General features: G+C 62.9%; 24 protein-coding genes. 1 reads left to right on the forward strand and 23 read right to left on the reverse strand.

Features of this window, described 5'->3' with window-relative positions:
- Positions 1–4 precede the first annotated feature (4 nt).
- The 16 genes from Mame_RS13005 to Mame_RS13075 form a co-directional block, all read right to left on the reverse strand.
- Entirely contained in the window at positions 5–1,111 is a 1,107-nt protein-coding gene (locus Mame_RS13005; protein ID WP_018066412.1) for a peptidase, read from the reverse strand.
- A 236-nt stretch (positions 1,112–1,347) separates the two neighbouring features.
- Positions 1,348–1,851 carry a phage virion morphogenesis protein gene (locus Mame_RS13010; RefSeq protein WP_018066413.1) on the reverse strand — a complete coding sequence of 168 codons (504 nt, stop codon included), beginning with the start codon at positions 1,849–1,851 and terminating at the stop codon, positions 1,348–1,350.
- Positions 1,852–2,063: 212 nt separating this feature from the next.
- Complete coding sequence (locus tag Mame_RS13015; protein WP_018066414.1) at positions 2,064–3,305, reverse strand: PBECR2 nuclease fold domain-containing protein; 1,242 nt, start codon at positions 3,303–3,305, stop codon at positions 2,064–2,066.
- A complete protein-coding gene (locus tag Mame_RS13020) occupies positions 3,298–4,773 on the reverse strand; it encodes a DUF935 domain-containing protein (protein WP_018066415.1) in 1,476 nt (491 codons plus the stop codon). The genes Mame_RS13015 and Mame_RS13020 overlap by 8 nt, the downstream gene beginning before the upstream one ends.
- Before the next feature lies 1 nt (position 4,774).
- Entirely contained in the window at positions 4,775–6,394 is a 1,620-nt protein-coding gene (locus Mame_RS13025) for a hypothetical protein (RefSeq protein ID WP_018066416.1), read from the reverse strand.
- On the reverse strand, positions 6,391–6,975 hold the full coding sequence (locus tag Mame_RS13030) for a DUF3486 family protein (RefSeq protein ID WP_018066417.1): 585 nt from the start codon (positions 6,973–6,975) through the stop codon (positions 6,391–6,393). Before Mame_RS13030 ends, Mame_RS13025 begins: the two co-directional genes overlap by 4 nt.
- Positions 6,976–6,978: 3 nt before the next feature.
- The gene (locus Mame_RS13035; RefSeq protein ID WP_018066418.1) at positions 6,979–7,278 is read right to left on the reverse strand and encodes a VpaChn25_0724 family phage protein; all 300 of its coding nucleotides are present in this window, start codon (positions 7,276–7,278) and stop codon (positions 6,979–6,981) included.
- A 1-nt stretch (position 7,279) separates the two neighbouring features.
- Positions 7,280–7,609 (reverse strand): DUF2730 family protein, encoded by a 330-nt coding sequence (locus tag Mame_RS13040; protein WP_018066419.1) that lies wholly within the window; start codon positions 7,607–7,609, stop codon positions 7,280–7,282.
- The gene (locus Mame_RS13045) at positions 7,606–7,824 is read right to left on the reverse strand and encodes a TraR/DksA C4-type zinc finger protein (RefSeq protein WP_018066420.1); all 219 of its coding nucleotides are present in this window, start codon (positions 7,822–7,824) and stop codon (positions 7,606–7,608) included. The genes Mame_RS13040 and Mame_RS13045 overlap by 4 nt, the downstream gene beginning before the upstream one ends.
- Positions 7,814–8,131 carry a hypothetical protein gene (locus Mame_RS26700; protein ID WP_155122112.1) on the reverse strand — a complete coding sequence of 106 codons (318 nt, stop codon included), beginning with the start codon at positions 8,129–8,131 and terminating at the stop codon, positions 7,814–7,816. The genes Mame_RS13045 and Mame_RS26700 overlap by 11 nt, the downstream gene beginning before the upstream one ends.
- Positions 8,064–8,399: a hypothetical protein gene (locus Mame_RS13050; RefSeq protein ID WP_155122113.1), complete on the reverse strand. Its 336-nt coding sequence runs from the start codon at positions 8,397–8,399 to the stop codon at positions 8,064–8,066. Before Mame_RS13050 ends, Mame_RS26700 begins: the two co-directional genes overlap by 68 nt.
- 38 nt (positions 8,400–8,437) lie before the next feature.
- A complete protein-coding gene (locus Mame_RS13055) occupies positions 8,438–8,683 on the reverse strand; it encodes a hypothetical protein (RefSeq protein WP_026173756.1) in 246 nt (81 codons plus the stop codon).
- 11 nt (positions 8,684–8,694) lie between these two features.
- Positions 8,695–9,396 (reverse strand): peptidoglycan recognition protein family protein, encoded by a 702-nt coding sequence (locus tag Mame_RS13060; RefSeq protein WP_018066424.1) that lies wholly within the window; start codon positions 9,394–9,396, stop codon positions 8,695–8,697.
- Between the two features lie 86 nt (positions 9,397–9,482).
- Positions 9,483–9,842, reverse strand: a complete 360-nt coding sequence (locus Mame_RS13065; protein WP_018066425.1) for a hypothetical protein — start codon at positions 9,840–9,842, stop codon at positions 9,483–9,485.
- Positions 9,835–10,107 (reverse strand): hypothetical protein, encoded by a 273-nt coding sequence (locus Mame_RS13070; RefSeq protein ID WP_018066426.1) that lies wholly within the window; start codon positions 10,105–10,107, stop codon positions 9,835–9,837. The genes Mame_RS13065 and Mame_RS13070 overlap by 8 nt, the downstream gene beginning before the upstream one ends.
- Positions 10,104–10,727: a regulatory protein GemA gene (locus Mame_RS13075; protein ID WP_018066427.1), complete on the reverse strand. Its 624-nt coding sequence runs from the start codon at positions 10,725–10,727 to the stop codon at positions 10,104–10,106. Before Mame_RS13075 ends, Mame_RS13070 begins: the two co-directional genes overlap by 4 nt.
- Positions 10,728–10,831: 104 nt before the next feature.
- On the opposite strand from Mame_RS13075, the gene Mame_RS13080 reads away from it, so the two are divergent.
- Positions 10,832–11,155 (forward strand): hypothetical protein, encoded by a 324-nt coding sequence (locus Mame_RS13080; RefSeq protein ID WP_026173758.1) that lies wholly within the window; start codon positions 10,832–10,834, stop codon positions 11,153–11,155.
- Positions 11,156–11,163: 8 nt separating this feature from the next.
- Here the strand turns inward: Mame_RS13080 and Mame_RS13085 are convergent, their stop codons facing one another.
- The 7 genes from Mame_RS13085 to Mame_RS13115 form a co-directional block, all read right to left on the reverse strand.
- Positions 11,164–11,781 carry a DUF3164 family protein gene (locus Mame_RS13085; protein ID WP_155122222.1) on the reverse strand — a complete coding sequence of 206 codons (618 nt, stop codon included), beginning with the start codon at positions 11,779–11,781 and terminating at the stop codon, positions 11,164–11,166.
- A gap of 149 nt (positions 11,782–11,930) precedes the next feature.
- Positions 11,931–12,170, reverse strand: coding sequence for a hypothetical protein (locus Mame_RS13090; protein WP_018066430.1), 240 nt, complete (start codon positions 12,168–12,170; stop codon positions 11,931–11,933).
- Positions 12,167–12,469, reverse strand: coding sequence for a hypothetical protein (locus Mame_RS13095; protein ID WP_018066431.1), 303 nt, complete (start codon positions 12,467–12,469; stop codon positions 12,167–12,169). Before Mame_RS13095 ends, Mame_RS13090 begins: the two co-directional genes overlap by 4 nt.
- A complete protein-coding gene (locus tag Mame_RS13100; protein ID WP_018066432.1) occupies positions 12,469–13,497 on the reverse strand; it encodes an AAA family ATPase in 1,029 nt (342 codons plus the stop codon). Before Mame_RS13100 ends, Mame_RS13095 begins: the two co-directional genes overlap by 1 nt.
- 94 nt (positions 13,498–13,591) lie before the next feature.
- Complete coding sequence (locus Mame_RS13105) at positions 13,592–15,550, reverse strand: transposase domain-containing protein (RefSeq protein ID WP_018066433.1); 1,959 nt, start codon at positions 15,548–15,550, stop codon at positions 13,592–13,594.
- Positions 15,547–16,005, reverse strand: a complete 459-nt coding sequence (locus Mame_RS13110; protein ID WP_018066434.1) for a hypothetical protein — start codon at positions 16,003–16,005, stop codon at positions 15,547–15,549. The genes Mame_RS13105 and Mame_RS13110 overlap by 4 nt, the downstream gene beginning before the upstream one ends.
- Positions 16,002–16,811 (reverse strand): ParB/RepB/Spo0J family partition protein, encoded by an 810-nt coding sequence (locus tag Mame_RS13115; protein WP_018066435.1) that lies wholly within the window; start codon positions 16,809–16,811, stop codon positions 16,002–16,004. Before Mame_RS13115 ends, Mame_RS13110 begins: the two co-directional genes overlap by 4 nt.
- Between the last annotated feature and the right edge of the window lie 98 nt (positions 16,812–16,909).

The raw sequence follows: 16,909 nt of genomic DNA on the forward strand, positions 1-16,909 counted from the left end.
ATCCTCAGTTGCGCGCCGTCAGGCGCATCGCGGCCTGGGCCGGCGAAAGGGTCTCGCCCTTTTCGGCCGCCTTGGCGATTTCGGTTTCGATGGCGCTGGCGACATAGACCGGGTCGGAGAAGTCCGGGCCGTCGCCGGTGGCGAATTCGCCGGTCATCAGCGGCTTGGGCAGTTTGGCGAGCAGGTCGCGGAAGGCGGCGCGTGGCGAGGTCTCGACCGTCTCGTCGCCTTCGGAAAAGGTGAGATCGTCGTCGCCAAGCTCGGAAAACAGCGCGGTCGCGGTCGCCTGAAGGCCGACCGGAAGACGGCCGTCCTTCACGATCCCGCTCACAAAGGCTGCATCGTCATCGGCGCGGCGCTTGCGCTCGCTCTCGGCAAAGGCGGTCTCGCGATTGTTGAGCTCGGCCTCGCGCGCATCGAGCGCGGCCTGCCGCTCCTCGGCAGTCTTGTCCATGGTGTCGTCCTCGGTTGTGGTCTCGGAAAAGGCGGGCCGGGCCTCCTGGGCGCGGCCCTCGGCGCGCATGTCGGCCGCCGCCCGTGCGAGATCGTCGATCTCCCAATCGGGCAGGAACTTCTCGGCCGTCTCGGCGTCGGTGGTTTCGATGAAATAGTCGCGCAGGCCGCGAAACAGCTTGGTGAGGCTTTCGAGCGCCCAGGCATTGCGGAACACGAGGTCGCTGTCGGAAAATTCGATCACCACGGCGTCGCCATCATCGAACTCGACCGGCTTCAGACCTTTGACGGAGGGCGGCTGGGCGCCGAGGAAGCCGACATGGCGCAGGTGATAGCGGCCGGGCGTCGGATTGCCGGCGCTTGCCGGCGCATAGAACGCGGCCGAAACCTTCTTGAACGCGCCGGTCCTGACGAGTTCCGCGAAATCGGGGTTGAGCTGATCGGGTTCGGCCACCAGCCGGTCGCCCTCGACCTTCAGGCTCTTGATCCAGCCATAGGCCGGCGCATCCTGTTTCGGATGGCCGACGACGATCGGGGCGAGATGCGCTTCCGGATCATAGCCGGTGGCGATCGCGCCGAGATCGGCATCACCGAAAGAGAGCGTTTCGCCCTTCGATGTGGTATGGGTGCCGGTGCGGAAGATTTCGAATGTTTTCATGCCGCCGACAATGCCAGCGGCGCTTAGCGCGAAACATTCACAAGCGCCTTGCGAGAGAGCCCCGATTTGGGCTCAAGGGCCGGTTTCAGTCTTAAACCCGCAGGTCGCCCCTGGCAATCATATGCCGGATCAAATTCGAAGCCCTTTCAAAGCCGCTGGGCGCGCGCGGCCAAATTTTACGGATGACGAAGCGGGCAGGGGAGGCTTCGCGCGTCCTGAGGCAAATATGAGGGTTTTCACTCTGCGCTCGCGAACGGGGCAAAATGGTCCTCGATGATGTCGAGAATATCCGCGCGGTCCTTTTCGGAGAGGCCGAGGAATTGACGCTTCGGAATGGTGACCGATTTCACCTTGATCGTCTTGCCGCCCATCGAGAACACCAGCGCTGGCGCATCCTTCGCCTTGATCACGCCGCCCTTATTGTGGATGCGGGCATAGACTTCATTCGAGCCGACCTCGACGGACGTGTCATCGACCAGTTGCCAGCTGATCTGCGACAGCGACCGGCTTTCGCCCCTGAGGATCCCCGAGCCCTTCTTGGTCTTTCGATAGAGCGGATTGAGCGGCTTCCATGCCCGGCCTTGCGTGTCTTGCTCATCGACGAAGCGCCGGCGCGTGACCTCCGCCTCGTGCTCGCCGATATTCTTCAGCGCCGGCGTGATCGTCTCGGCGGCCTCATAAAGCCGCGCCAGCCCGGCGTCGATCGTCTCGTCGCGGATCGTGAGTGTTGCTCCGGCCATTTGAAACCCTTGCCTCCTGCGGTATGATGCTCGTGTCCGGACGAGGCTTTCGGGAGCCCTCCGTAGGCCGGACGCTGAGCGCGCCGCCCGACACGACGCGTTTGAAGTTTTCCTCGGGTTTGACTACATTTCCTCTTGCGAGCGCGTCTGGCTGTTCCGGCCACGATCCGTAAAGCGCGTCGCCAGGGCGGCCGGGCCGGAGTGGCCGCCCTCTACTTTCTGCGATAGAGCATCGCCCCTTTCCTGAAGTTGCGGATATAGCGCGCGTTCGTCTGAAACCCGGTCGTCGCGATCCAGCCCTTCGAACTCCATTCGAAGCGTACGAATAGCGACTTCTCGTCCGGTAAGAGAAAGCTGCGCAGGTAGGAGCGCTTCAGCACGACGCCCGAGGCAACGCGCGCCCAGTCCGCCCAGATTTCATCGGGATCGCGGATGGTGTCGGCGAGCAGCAGCATATAGGGACCGCGATCGAACTTGTTGGCTTTGCTGCCGGTGATTGCGCCGCTCTGGTCGCGGGTCAGAAACAGGCGCTCCGAGAGGGTGACAATCCCGCCCGAGGCATCGCGGAAATAGCCATACCCGCCCGGATCGATGCCGAATTCCCGCAGGAAGCGGGCGGCATAATCCTCGTCCGAAAGCCCTTCGGACAGCAACCGCGCGGCAGGCACGGCCGTGGCGGCGGGAAGCGGCGGCAGATTGGGATCGGGCTTTGTTGCCGGATCGAAAGGCGGAAGCGGCTTATGCAGCTCCGACGGCACGACGCCATTGAGCCATTCCTCGCCGACGTTGTAGGCCCAGCCGCGATCGATCCCCGGATAACGCGTCTCGGGTTCGCCGGTGCGCGGATCGGCGTCCTGATAGGCGCGAAGGTCCGGCGCCTGATCGGGACCATCCTTTCCGAGTGCCTTTAACTGCCGCTCGGACAGCGCCTCGATGTCGCAGCCGCAGCCCCAGCCATTCGGTGGAAACATGATCCGCCATGCCGGATCGGTGGCGGCGAGCACAAGCCCGTTCCATGAGAGATGCAGCTTGCGCGGATGAAGCGCGCCCGAATGGACGTATTTCCAATAGGGCCGGTATTTCAGGACATCGGAATCGGTGAGCTGCTTGTAGCGCCCGGCCATATAGGACGTGCGCATGTTCGTCGTGTAGATGATGCGCGCGCGCCAGGCGCGACGCTCTTCCTCGGTCTTGCCATGCGAATTGTAGCGCCAGCCCGTTCGGTCGACGATGGCGTCGAAGTCCTTGCGGAATTCCTTGAGGCCGGTTCCTGCTGCCTCCGCTTTTGCCATCGCCGCCTTGAAGTCGGTCAGCATGTCGTCGCGGGTCACGCCGGCGACGGAAAAGCCGCGAACATGGGCGGCGTGCTTCAGGTCGTCATGGCGCCTCGTCGGCAGGTTGACCTTGCCGGTGAAAAACTCGATCGCCTCCTTGAACGGGATCTGATCAGCCATCGGAGCCCGCGCTGTCGTGGCCTTCAAGGCGGGCGAGCATCATGCCCTGTTCCATCAGCTCCGCGAAACCGTCGACGTCCATTTCGGCCGAAAGCCGGGCGAGCCGCAGCGACAGATCGTCGAAGTCGGTTGCCGCGTTCACCTGGTTGCGGATTTCCTCGATCATCGCCGCGATCACCGGATCGCCGAATTCTTCCATCTGATCGGCGATCTCCGACGCAGCGTCGGGCAGGTGCGAGTGTTCGGCGAAGTCCGTCGCGTCTTCAGCTTTCGGCGTCTGCTTTCCAGGAGGAACGGCCGTCGGCTCCGGCGTCTTCCGCTTCACCCAGGCGCCGCCATAGGTCTCGTTGAAATAGTCCTCGTCCTCGGGCTCATAGCCCATCTCATAGATCGTCTTGTCGCGCTCGACCTTCTCGTTGAGGTCTTCGGCTTCCGAGAAGTCGCGCCAGACCTCGGGAACCGCGGCGCCCGGCCAATTGAACTCGACAAACCAGCGGATCAGCGTGTCGCGCACCGTCTCGCAGACGAGATCGGCCGCCGCCTTAGCGATCGCGATGCGGACCTCATTGTGGATTTCGCCAAGGGAGCGCGCGCCGCGTTCGCCCGAATTGGTCGACAACGTCTCGCCCAGCACCGCCTCGCTCATCAGCTCGTCAAGATAGCGCGACAGCGCCTCGAAGACGCCATTGCCGGCATTTTTGGCTTCAAGCAGGCTGACTTCGACCGTGTCCGGCACGGCAAGGCCGGTGTCGCTCGCCATTCGGCGCAGCGCATCGAGCAACTGATCCTGCTTCGCCTGGTCGAAGCCGCCGCTATATTGCGCAAGCGTTGTCGGCGTCGCGTGCTTTTCCGCGCCGCGCAGCCAGTGCGCCAGAACCTGCCGCTTGAACCAGGCCGGCCAGAACAAGACCGAGCCGATGCCGACGCCATAGGGATCGTCGTCGTCATCGTCGATCGAATGGCGATGGACGATGAACTTACGCTCGGGCACGGCCTCGCCGTCCATCGTGCTGGAGCGGGTCAGCATGCGCAACTCGCCCTCGACGGTGAAGCGGAAGCGCCGCTGCTTCTTCACCTTGACAGCCGTCGCCTTCCACAGGCTGTCGTCATGGGTCCAGATGACTTCGGCAACGGCGAAGCCCTTCAGGAAAGCGCCGAGCAAGCCACGCGTCAGTCTGTCAAAATTGATCGCCTTGAGCTGGGCTTCGACGGCCTCGGCGATCTTCTTGTCCGCGCTCGCTTCCGACGCCGGAAACACCGCCCACTCGCGCGAGACGACTTCCAGCTTCAGCTTGGATAGAACCGCATGGGCATGCGGGTCGCGCCTGATCTCGTCATAGAGCTTGAGCGCGCTTGCTCCGCCGCGCGCGGCGAGCACTTCGTCCATCGGCTGCAGCACGCCCTGAAACGAGGGGATGAAAGGGTCGCTTGCCGCAGTCGCGATCTCGGTGCGATCGGGTTTTGCCATGTCAGAACCTCGTGAAGCTAAAGAGATCGGTGAGGCGATCGACGAGATTGAAGCCCTTGCCGAATTCGCTCATGGGCTCGGCGCTCGGCCGTTCGCCGGTCGTTCCCGCGCCGACCTCGCCGCTATCCTGCTCGCTGGCGAAGACCGCGAGCGCGCCGGCCGGGGCCGCGTCGCCATGCCGCTCGAAGCCGTCGGCGCCCATATTGTGGAAATCGACCGGCACCTTGGCGATGCCGCGCTGCATTTTCAGCGCCCGGTAATCGTTGAGGATGTCGTCATCCTTCGGAAGCTCGATCAGCCCGTCGTCAAAGGCGGCTTTCAGCTTCGGCATGTTGACCATGTACCAGACCTCCGAAAGCTTGATTTCGGAGACATAGACCGCGCCGAATTCCTGGCGCGCCAGCTCCGCAAGCGCGGCGCCATTGCCGGTCGCGTCAAACGCCGCATGGAAGAAGCGCGGCAAATGCTCCTTGATGAAGCAGACGATCTGGAACTGCGAGGTATAGGGCACGTCGCGAAGTTCGAGGACGAATGGCGTGGCCAGCGTCAGGTCAGGCCTCACCTGCAGCGGGTGGATGACCGAAAGGTCGGCCGTGCGCCCGAAGTCCTGGCCGAGGCAGGAACGGTAATGCCGATCGAGCTTTGCAAGATGCGGCAGGAGCTGCTCCTTGCAGAACGCCTCGACCTCGGCCTCGCGCAGATCCTTCGGCCAATCGACGAAGCCCTGCGGCGGATGCCAGCGGATGACCGGGATATCGTCCTTCATCCGCGACACGATGAGCGCCCGCGATAGGTAAGCTCCGGAGGACAGCGAGGGAATGCAGAACAGCTCCTCGTCCGCGCCGCTACCATAGAACTTGATGATCGAGGCGCGCCACGCGGCCTCGGCTTCCGGCGACCATTCCTTGCCGGTGACGAGGCAAATGCGCTCGTAGAGCCCGTCGCGCAGCGCATCGTCGAAATCGATCCGAAGATGCGCGTAGCTGGACTTGCAGGCGAGGATATCCTGGACCTGCTCGTTGAAATGGTTCTCGAAGCCGTCATGGGTCGAGCAGACGATCACCTGGCCGCCCCACATGAGAAAGGCCAGCGCCGCCTTGAGGAGCTGTTCCAGGCTATCGACGAAGGCCGCCTCGTCGATCATCACCACGCCCTGCTTGCCGCGCAGCGTGCGCGGGGCGGACGAAAGCCCGACGATCTCGAAGCCGGAGGCGAACTTGATGCGAAACGCCTGGATCGCCCGCTCGCCATCCTTGTCGCTGTCGTCGAAGAGGAATTCCTCCATCTCCATCGCGGCCGAGGAGAAGGATCGCGCCCACATGGCGGCCGCGTCGATGAATTCCCGCGTCATCTCCTGGCTATAGGAGATGTACATGAAATCCATGCCGCCAGCCTCGCGGGAACGCGCCGCGCGCAGAACGGCATAGGCGGCGCAGGCCCAGGTGAGCCCGATCCGGCGCGACTTCTCGACGAACAGGACCGGGCAGACGCCCTCGAGCAGCGAGACCGTGCGCGCCTGATAGGGCAGCAAAGCCTTGCGGCGCTCGATCCTCTCAAGCACCGCATCGGTCGACTGCCTTCGGGCGAGCGCCCATTCTTCCTCGGAGATCGGGCCGCTCATGTATTGACCCCCAGAAGCTTGTCGAGGATCTCGCCGGCGGCTTCATCGGACAGGCCGCGCGCTTTCGCCACCGTCTGAACCGCCTGCTTCGCCTTGTCCGCAAAATCGGCCTCGACCTTCTGGCGGCGCGCGGAGGAAACGCTTTGCGCCTGGACGGCCGAGCGCAGCGCATTGGCAAGCTGCATGGCGCCCTTCGGATCAAGACCGCCGTCCTCGGTCGCCTGCAGCAATTCGTAGATCAGCATCTTGATTGCCTCGGCTGTGATCAGCGTCAGCTCGTCGGAGGCCTCGGCGTCAATGCGTTGGGCAATGGTGGCGGCGATCTCACGAGTCTCCTGGATTCGCTTAGTCATCCTGGCAAGGTTGACTGAATAGCGGTTGAAGGCCGTGAAGGAGGGAATTTCGAAGCTGATCTCGTACTCGCTCTGGATCGCCAGCAGCCTGTCGCGAAACTCCGTATAAATTTCCGTCTGGGTTCGCTTTCGCATCGCCAACTCCTGCGCCGCCCAGGCGACGACGTCGTCGCACTCGGCGGGTAGAAGATCGATATTCGAAAGCCTTCCGCGTCCTCGCTTTGCCATGGCTCAGACCTCCGGGGAGGGGCGGGCAATGCCCTCGATGATTGATCGGCGTTCGACGTGATCGAGGCCGGCCCTGGTGATCGACGGGATCAGCACGCTGCCGGCTTCCGTCACCGTGACAGCGCCGAGCTCCTCCATCTTGCGGATCTGCGTGCGCACGTAATCGCGGCTGCGGTTATGGCCGAAGGTGCGCAAAAGCATGGTCAGCAGCGTCTCATTCAACGTGCCGTCGGTCTCGACCGACAGCCCGCGAAGGATGATCAGACGCGCGTCGCGGGCGGAATATTCTTCAAACGAAACCATGTCAGTCTTCACCCCTCGTCCTCAGATAATCGTCAATGCGGGTTACGGTGGCGCCCATGCCGGCAAGCCGTTCGGTCAATGCCGACATCGCCCCTTCGACCTTCGCCATCGCGATCTTCAGGTCGACCACGCTGTCCTTGTCGGGAAGATGTCGCAGCTCCCCCTCGATCTCCTGAATGCGCCGCTCATGCTCGATGACGATCTTCTCGATGGTCGTGAGCTTCTCGCTGTTGCCTTTCGCCCGCGCCGTCAGCCAGGCGTAGATGAACGAGCCGAGCGCGATCAGGCTGTTGATGGCCGTGAGCCACGGCAGAAGCGGGTCGATGGTCATCGGCAGTAAAACTCCCGCTCGCGCTCCGACTGGCAGGCCGCGCACCGTCTGGCGAAGGGGGCCGCCTTGCGCCGCGCCTCCGGGATAAGCTCGCCGCAATCGGCGCACTCTTTCGCGCCCGAGGCGGCGAGCGCCCGGCGCGCGCTTTCAATCCTGCGCTGGCGCGCTGCGTCATGGCCCTCGGTGACTGCCTCCAGCCTGTCTTCACGGTTCATGCTGTCTCTCGCTCGCTTGTCTCAATGCGGCATTCGCCGCGTCGATCGCCGCAACCGCGCCAGCCCGGCGCTGATCGCAGATCTTCACCGCCATGCGGTCGTTCCCCCATTTGTCGACGACCGTGCGCTCTGACAGGTCGCCTTCCTCCGGCAGTTCGGAAAGCAACGGCCCGCACGGCCGGCGCGCGCTTTCCGGCGCCTCGACAGGCGTTTGAACCAGCTTGATCGTGGGGGCCGGATCATCGGGGGAGGAGCTGCAGGCGGCGAGCGCTAACCCCGCAACCATCGCCGTCAGGCAATGCCGCATTGTCGACCTCCATCTGTTTGAGCTGATCGTGCGCCGCGGCCTCGGCGGCCCGGATTTCGCCATCGGCGCGCATCGCCTGGCGGGCAAGTTCGGCGATCGCGCCGGAAAGCGCGGCATTGGCTTCGGCCACCTCGGCGCGCCAATGGGCATCGCGCTCGGCCTTTGCCGTGGCGATCCGATCGTCAATCATGTCGGAAACCTTGCCGACGGCCGCGCGCGTCGCGATGCCGGCCACAGCCAGAAGCGCTGCGATAAGGATCACAGGCACCATCTGTTTCGTGAAAAGTGCGGACAGCCAGGCCAACGCTATTCGCCCCCTCGGTCATGCCTTTGACGCGCAAGCGTCTGCATGTCCTTCGAGCCCGTGACCCGGTGAATGCCGAGCATGGCGGCAACCAGACCGGCCATGATCGGAATGACGGTCGGCGCAAGCGACAGCGCGCCAGCGGAGTCCAGACAGGCGGCGATCACGATGGTGAAGATCACGATCCAGGCCGCAATCTGCGAAGCCAGCATGTAGCGCTTAGACGTGCGGTAATGGGGTTTTTGCATCAGAGCCCGCCTCATGCCGCAAGCGCCAAGTAGGGCGCCTGACCGGCAAGCGCGCGCTCCATCTCGTCGCGCGTCTGCGGCCCGACGACGCCGTCGGCGAGGATGCCCCGGCTCTTCTGGAACCAGATCGTCACCATCTCGATCGTATGGTCGAAGGCATCGGTCGGCTGGACTGGCCATTCATGCCCGATCAGTTCGCGGTAACGCGCAAGGTCATCGACCCAGGCGGCGACGGTCGGGCCGCGATCGCCACGGCGGAGCATTTCGTCCTTGTCCGGAATGGCGTCGGTCATGCCGCTGAACAGATGACCATAGTCGGCGCGGGCATCGAAGCACGGGCAGGCCTTGCCCTTGTCGTAGTCGCGATGGCCGCTGATCCGGGTGATCCCGAAACGGTCGCGCAGGTCGATGATCTCGGCGGTGAGCGCCTTTTCCTGCTCAAGCGTGCGCGTGTCGGTCGTGCGTTTCATATCGGCGGACCTGCCGCCCACATAGACGACGCCGACCGTGCCGGTGTTATGCCCGGCGACATGCGCGCCGATCCGCTCGATCGGCCGTCCGGCCTCCCGACGGCCGTCGAGATGAACGACGCGGTGATAGCCGATGCCGGACCAGCCGCGCTCAAGGTGCCAACGGTTGATCTCGGCGACGCTGACGGACCGGCCAACCGGCGTGTCGGTGCAATGGATGATGATTTCCTTGATGGGGCGCATGCTGGCTCCGGCTGCCTGTTTGGTGCTGCTCGGAGGATGCAGAAATCGCTTCGGGATTACCTGTCACAAGATGCTTATGACAGAGCTCAATCCTGATCGAAAAAGGAGAGCTGACGCTTGTCTTCGTCCTTGAGATAGGACCGGACGGTAACGTCCGAAACGTGCAGCGCGCGGGCGATTGCCAGAACGGAATAGCCTTTGTCTTTCATGGCCCGCGCGAGCCAGCGCCGGTTGATCGGCACGCGATATAGATGACCCACACCGAGCGTTTCGGCAAGAGCCTTTACCTTATCTGGGCCGATCACTTGCGAAAGGTTCGAGCTCGAGTGAGGGTTTTCCGAAAGGTAGGCAGGCGCGCCTCCGAAATTCAGGAAGAAGGTGATGGCGAGCTCCTCGCCAAGGACCGCGACATAGGGCTCCAGATTGGCAGGGATCGGATCACCCATCCGCGCCTCCCTCGCGATAATCCCGCGAAGGCCAGTGCTTCGGATAGCAGGACACGACAGTGTCGCCGCGCAGGATGAATTTCGCGCCATCGGAGATCACGGCGGATGCGCCATACCTGACGCCATCCACGCATCGCCTCTGGATCATCAGCCGCATGGTCTCGACATCGATGCCGTGAAAGCGTTCGACAAAGCGCAACACCGCGCGGTCGGTGACGATCGGAACGATGAAGCCGGTTTCCGGCATGTGACGCCGGCCGCTCATCGTGCTTCTGCCTTCATCTTCCGAATACCTTCGCCAAGGCTGTTCATGACCTTGATCCATTCTCCACGGGTCAAGTCCCGCACGCCCGGATCAGCGCCCGACAGAAGCGATGCAACGCTCCAGAAATCCTTGGGGTCCTGTTGCAGCAACGCCCATTGCGCCACGGCGATCTTGTAACCTTCGGCCTGACGCCAGAGCGGCATCTTGCGATGAACGCGCCAGTCCACGTTCGCCTCGCGGGCTATCCACGCCTTCAGCGCCTCGATCGCCTTGGCCGCGTCATCGGCGTAATAGAGAAACCGCGTATGATCGATCCCGGTTTGACGCTTGACGAAGGCAAGCAGCGCCTTGTCGTCGCGGTTCTCGACAATCCCGAGGTTCCAGGCGCCGATCCACAACGCCTGGAGTTTCGGTGCAAAAGGACCGGAGAGCTTCTTGCGGCCATCGGGACGCCGATCTCCGCCAAGCCGCCGAAACTCGGCAGCGACGGCGTCTTTCTCCGTGTCACTCATCAACGTGAGCGTCGGCTTGCCGGTGACGCGCTGGTAGATCGTGCGCCTGGCTTCATCATCTAGGCCGAGCGTGTTCGAAATTGCGTGAATTCTTCGATAAACGCTCATTGCATTCCACCGTGTGATAGCGAAAACTGCTGCCCGAAGGCCGGAACTGCGGTAGCGAAGATGTGAAGCTGCTTTATCGCTGTCACCACCATGGGGGAATCGAGATGAATAAACTTGTTATGATTGGAATGACCTTTCTTTTGCTGGGTGCGAACGCACAGGCCCAAGATTTTGAAATGATGCAGCTTGCTCAAAACCTTGGCGACGTTTTGGCTTCGGAAGAGCCTTGCGGCCTGACTTACGATCAGGATGCCATAGCGGCCTTCATCGCGGATAAGGTTCCAGCCGATGATATGGGCTTTAACTCCGATCTCAGCACCATGACGATGGGAGCATCGTACATGTTCGCGAATATGAGCGGTTCGCAGAAAACCGCTCACTGCGCCCAGACCGAGCGCGTAGCGAAGAGCTACGGCTTCATTCAGTAGGCGAGCCATCACGCACCAGCCCTCGCCAAATCGATCGTGATCGCCTGCCAGCGGTCCTCTACCGTGCGCCGGTGATAGAACCGGACATACTGCTTCGATCCCGTCACCCGCATCGCGTCTCGGATCGCGCCCATGGCCCGCTGCCATCGCGCGTCCTCGATGTTGTGGCGGAGCAGGCCGAAGATTTCGGCGCGGTTGATCTGGCCTTCCTTGTCGGTGTTGAAGGCGCGGGTGACGATCGCCTGGATCTCCGGCCGGCTTTCCGCCGACCATTCGTTCAGGCATTCGTCGATCAGCCCCTTGGCAATTTGCAGCTCCGGGCCGAAGTCGATCCGCTCGGCGACCTGCACCTGGACCTTTAGCAGCCCGTCATAGGACTGATAGGTCCGGTTGCCCTTCTTGCCGCCCTTGGTGACCTCGTATTCCTGCGCCAGCAGCGCGTCGAAGCCGTCGAGGTCAATCATGGTGTGTTCGAGGAAACGGCTGATTTGGGCGGAAAGGTCGAAGGCGAAGGCGATGACCTTGCGCACCACCTCGTCCTCAAGCTTGTGCTGCGGCTTGACCATGTCGAGCGGCACCAACCGGGCGCTGGCATCTGTCATGAAATCCCGGCCGTTCACCAGCATCACGCCGGTTCCAATCTCGCGGACCTGCGCCTGGTAAAGCGCCTCCGGCACGAACCGGCCGCGCACGTCCTCGACATAGCGCGCCCCGCCAATCTCGGCGACGCGGACCTGCCGCTCTTCGTTCTCAAGAATGCATGCTTCCATCGCGTTCATGCCGCGTCGCCTCCATTGGTGTCTTCGGTCAGGGTCAGTTTCAGCGGCGGCAGGTGCCGCTTCGTTTCAGCGAGGAGGCGGTGTTCCGCCTCCAGCTCCTCGGTGAGCGCGATGCCGGTGTTGAGCCGCGTGAGGATACCTTCAAGTTCGTTGACCGTCGGGCGCTTCCGCGCGCGGATGAACAGCCGCATCTCGTCGCGCACGCCGCCGAGATAGTCGGATGCCTGCAGGTTCATCTTCTTCCTCCCGTGAAATCCGGCCGGACGATCTTGCCCTCCGGGTCGGCGACGAGCTGACCGAGTTTGCGGCCGGCCTCGTGGTCGAGCATGCTTCTTTGCGCGTTGCGCTGCTCCGTGATCCGATGGATCGCGACTTCTTCTTCCATCGACCGGGCAAGCCGGCGCATCGCCTTGAGCTGCTTGACGAAGCGGAAGGTCTCCTCGGCCGAAAGCGAGCAGCCGGTATGGGAGCAATCCTCGAATTGAATGGCGTAGTGCGCCAGCGTGTCGCTGAGCGTCGTGTCGAGGTGGCTCATCAGGCGATGTCCTCCACGTCACGGTTCTTCCAGGCAGTCTCGACATGACGGGCGTTGATCGGCTCGTCATTGGCCATGGCCAGCATGGCCGCAAGCTTCAGCGTCTTGTCGATCTGCCCGAGCGCGCCGCCTTTCAGCCCCATGCCGATCAGCGTCTTGACCGCGACCGGATCGGTCACGCCCCAGGCATCGATAAAGGCTTCGAGATCCTGCCGGAGCGGCTGGCGGCGATTGAGCCGCTTGCCGATGCGCCGGCGAAGCTGGGCATAGGAGCGGCCCTCGGATTTGCTGGCAAAGCGCCCATAGACCTCGTCATTGCCGACGAGCGCGACGCCGCAGCCATAGATATCGACGAAGTGCCGGAGCTGGTTGATCGCGTCATCGACAAGGTTCTGCGCCTCGTCGATGATCAGCAGCGTGCCGCCGCCGATGCGCTCCAGCTTCTTGCCGATCGCCCGCGTGAGCTTGGCCGGATTGTGCTCCTGCACGTTCAGCTCGGCGGCAAGCTCGATGAGCATTGCATGCACATTCTTGGTGTGCGGGCTTACGGTCGCGAGATAGGCATGCGGGCGGGTCGCGCAGTAATGCCTGCAGGCCATGGTCTTGCCCATGCCGGCGGCCAGCGTGACGATCACGAAATCGGAGGTGACCTGCGCCCAGTTGAGCGTTTCCAGCACCTCATTTGCGGTGCGGGTTTTGAGGAAGGTCGGCGATTGCGGGACTTTCGCCGCGAACGCCGCTTGGTCCTCGACGTCATCGAGCCATTGGCGCACCGTCTGGTTCTGCTTGTCCAGGCGGCCGTTATATTTGCCGGAGACCCATTGCGAGAATGTGCCGTCGGCCATGCCGCAGCGGCGCGCCACCTCGGCCTTCGTCCAGCCGTTGCCGTTGGCCACCTCGATGGTGCGGTCGATCAGCGACCACCACTGGTCGATATCGTCCTGGCTGCGGTTTGCGGTAAGCTCCGGTCCCGCGACGGGGCGTTCCCAGAGTGTCTTGGTTTGGCTTGTGCCGGAATAGATGTTCATTTATGGTTCCTTTGCTACATTCTGGGGCGGGGGTGACCCCGCCCTCTTTTTTTGGAACCGTACGCACTACATTTCGGTTGTCCGCCGGACATGACTAGGCGTCCGACGCCTTCCCTTTCGGGAACTTGATCACCCCGCTATCGCCCCGGATCATGGACATGGCGCGGGAGAAACTCTCTTCGAAGTCGATCTCGTCTTCCTGCTGCCGCGGCTTCATCTGCGGCACGGTGGCAATGCGCGTGACCACCGGGCGCTGAGGCTCGACAGGCGAGGGGGCTTCGGGCTTTTCGCCGCGATAGATGATCTCGCCGAGCTCGCGCGCGGTGAGCTTCTTCTTGGCGGCAAGCGCGGCCTTGTTGGCGCGCGTGAACTCGCTGCGGGTTCTGTTGTGCCGTCTGGCCTCGCCCATAGTGAGGAAGCCCGCATCGTCGATGCAGTTTGCATCGCAGATCAGCCTGTCCTGCAGATCGTAGATCCGCACCGGCTGGTGCAGATTGTCGGGATCGAAGCGGATGGTGACCTTCTTGCCGGCATATTGGGTGAGCTCGGGCGACCAGTAACGGTTCTTCTGGAAATGGATCATGCCATTGCCCTTGGAAGCCTTGATGCCTTCGGAGGCGAGCAGCCAGAGCGAGCGTTGCGCCGCCGATGGCCAGCGAACGATGCTGGTGGGCTTTGCAAGGCTTTCCTCGAACGTTTCGTCGAAACTGCGGCCCTTGCAGGTCTCGGCACGGCGTCCTGTCTGGGCGTTGTGCTCGGCGATCTGAGCGGCCACATGCGCCTTGAACTCATCGAGCGGGATTGCGCGCTCGCGATAGTTTTCCGGCTTTGCATCGGGCTTGTTGCCTGTATAGGCGCCCGAGCAGAACGGATGCTTGCCGATGAGTTCGGCCAGATCCCGCCAGGCGCGCTCGATCGGCTTGGACTGGCCGGAATAGGGCAGGGACCAGTGCAAATTGATCCCGAGCGTCGTCACCAGCCCGCGCGGGTCTTCCTCGCGAACCTTGTTGCGGAAGCGCGTTGGCGTCTGGCCGGAAATCCACTTGCTGGCAAAGGCACGGCCATTATCCAGCACCATGTCATCGGGAATGCCGAATGCCTCAACCATGTCGCCGATGACCAGGCGGACCGCCGTCCATGTCTCGGCCTCCGAAAGCCGCCATGCGACGATCTTGCCGGAGTAGACGTCCTGAATGGCAATCAGATACATGCGCGTCGGGTCTTTCGCCCAAGGTACGGACACGAAGACATCAACCTTGTGGCCGTCCATGTTCACGACCTGCATCGCGTGGAGACCGGCCCGGCTGCGTCGTTGCGCCGGATAAAGTGCCTTCGCCTTTTCCTTGCCGTCGCGGGCAATCACCTGTTCGGCGCGCGGCACTTCCGCCTCCAGCCGGCGGCGCAGCGAACGTTCTCCAGGCACGGGCGTCCATCCCTCGCGTTTGGCAACCTTGGCCATGCGGCGGTAGCAGGCTGAAAATGCCGGGCGTTCCGGCCGCAGATAGTCGGAAATCAGCATCTTCCATGCATCCTCATGGCATTCAGCCGCTCGCGTCGCGGAGGCAAAAGAGGGCGCTAGCGCGGCCAGCCAATCGGCGCGCGGCGCTTTGTCGGCAAGCGACTGCCAGTAGTAGAGAACGCGCTGGCTGACGCCTTCCATCTTCGAGACGACCTCGAAGGCTGTCCGCGCGGTCACGCCCGCGTCGATCATTTCACGGACCTTCAAAAGCGCCTTCAAACGCCTTTCACAGGCCTCTTTATGGGGCTTTGAAAGGGCTTCATATCTCGCCCAAAGCTGCTTGCGGGCGGCAGCGGCTTCCCGGTCCTGCTTATGCTCGGCCTCGAAATGACCGACCTTCAGCCGCGCCTGAGCGGCGTTCGGCAGAAGCGAGATGTGATATTCAAACCCGCCGCCGCGCCCCGCGCGCTTGCGAACATGGGCACTGGTGCGCCAGCCCTGGCGTTCGCCGAACTGCTCGATGCCACGCCGCGTGCCCGGCATGTCCGGCAGCTTTGCCTCGGCGAGCTCGGTAGAGGTAAACCACTCCTTCATGTCCGCCCCCGCCGAATGTTCACGGGCCGCGCCGTCAAGGACTTCAGCTCGGCGGTCAGCTTGCGCCGTTCCTGTTCCAGCCGGGCGATCTCGGCAAGCCGCGCCTCGTCGCCTTCCAGCAACAGCAGCCCGTCATCGGAAACGATCTCGTCCCAAAGCCAAACCGCGCCGGTTGCCCGCACGAATGCCTTGAACCGCGCGAGGCTGATATCGTGGCCGTTCTTGCTTTCCGCCGTATAAGCATCGAGCGTCGCCTTGGAGATGCTGGCGAGCCCGAGATAGAGTGCCATCCGCGCCGCGATCGTCGGCCGGTCGTAAGGGCATTCGCGGATTGCCCGCGCCATCGCCCGCTTCACCCGCGCCCGGAAGCGCTCAAGGTCGATGGATTGCGCGGCCTCGCGCACCGGAAACAGCGGCGCGGCAAAGAAATCGAGCTGATCGGGATCGGGCTTCATGCCGCATCCTCCCGGCCGATTTCCGCCAGAAACGCCTTGCGCGTCGCATCGTCAGCCTTCGACCAGATTTCCAGCAGCGCCTTCAGCATGCCGTCGCGCTTCGCCTCGGGCTTTTCCGAGGGGCGGACGGCTTTGACATGGCCAAGCGCCTTCTTCAGATCGCCGCCCTCGGCGCGAAGCGCGATCGCCGCGCGCCGCTGCTCCTGCGGCTCCATCTTGGCAAGCTTCAAAAGCGCCGCCTGATTATCGGCGACGGGCGTGCCTCGCACGGCTGCGCGGAGATCGGAGTGCAGGCGTTGGGCTATTAAGTTCAGTCGTTTGACGACATCGGTCGAGATGCCCATCCGGGAGGCGACATGCCTTGAAAACCCGGCCTTTGCTTCGCCTTCGATTAATTGGTGCAAGTTGCACCTATTTTCGGGGCGACCACTCGATATCTTGCCGTACTTGCTCTCCCAGACATCGCGGTACGTCTGCACAAACACGGCCCGGTCGATCACCGAAAGCTCATTGCGAAACAGGTTCTCGGTGATTTCCAGAAGAACCGACTCCTGTTGATCCGCATCGACGACAACCGCGTCGATCTCCATCTCGTCCAGCAGCTCCATGGCGCGCAGCCGGTGCGCGCCAGCCACCAGCGTATATGCCCCGCCCTTGGCGGCGGGTGTGGCCCGCACCGTCACCGGGTTCAAAAGCCCGTGCTCCACAATGGAGGCCGAGATCGCCAGCGCATGGTCTTCCTCAACCGCGCGAAGCCGCTCCGGCACATGGATTTTGGCAATGGGAATGGTCTTGGAAACAGCCATCAGAGCCGCTCCTTGCTTGAAACAGATCGAGAATCACTTGAAAGTTGTGGTCCCGGGGCGCTTACACCCGCCCCGGAACCGATCATCCCCAAACCCAA

It is taken from the genome of Martelella mediterranea DSM 17316, from assembly GCF_002043005.1.
In the GTDB taxonomy this organism is placed as follows: Bacteria; Pseudomonadota; Alphaproteobacteria; order Rhizobiales; family Rhizobiaceae; genus Martelella; species Martelella mediterranea.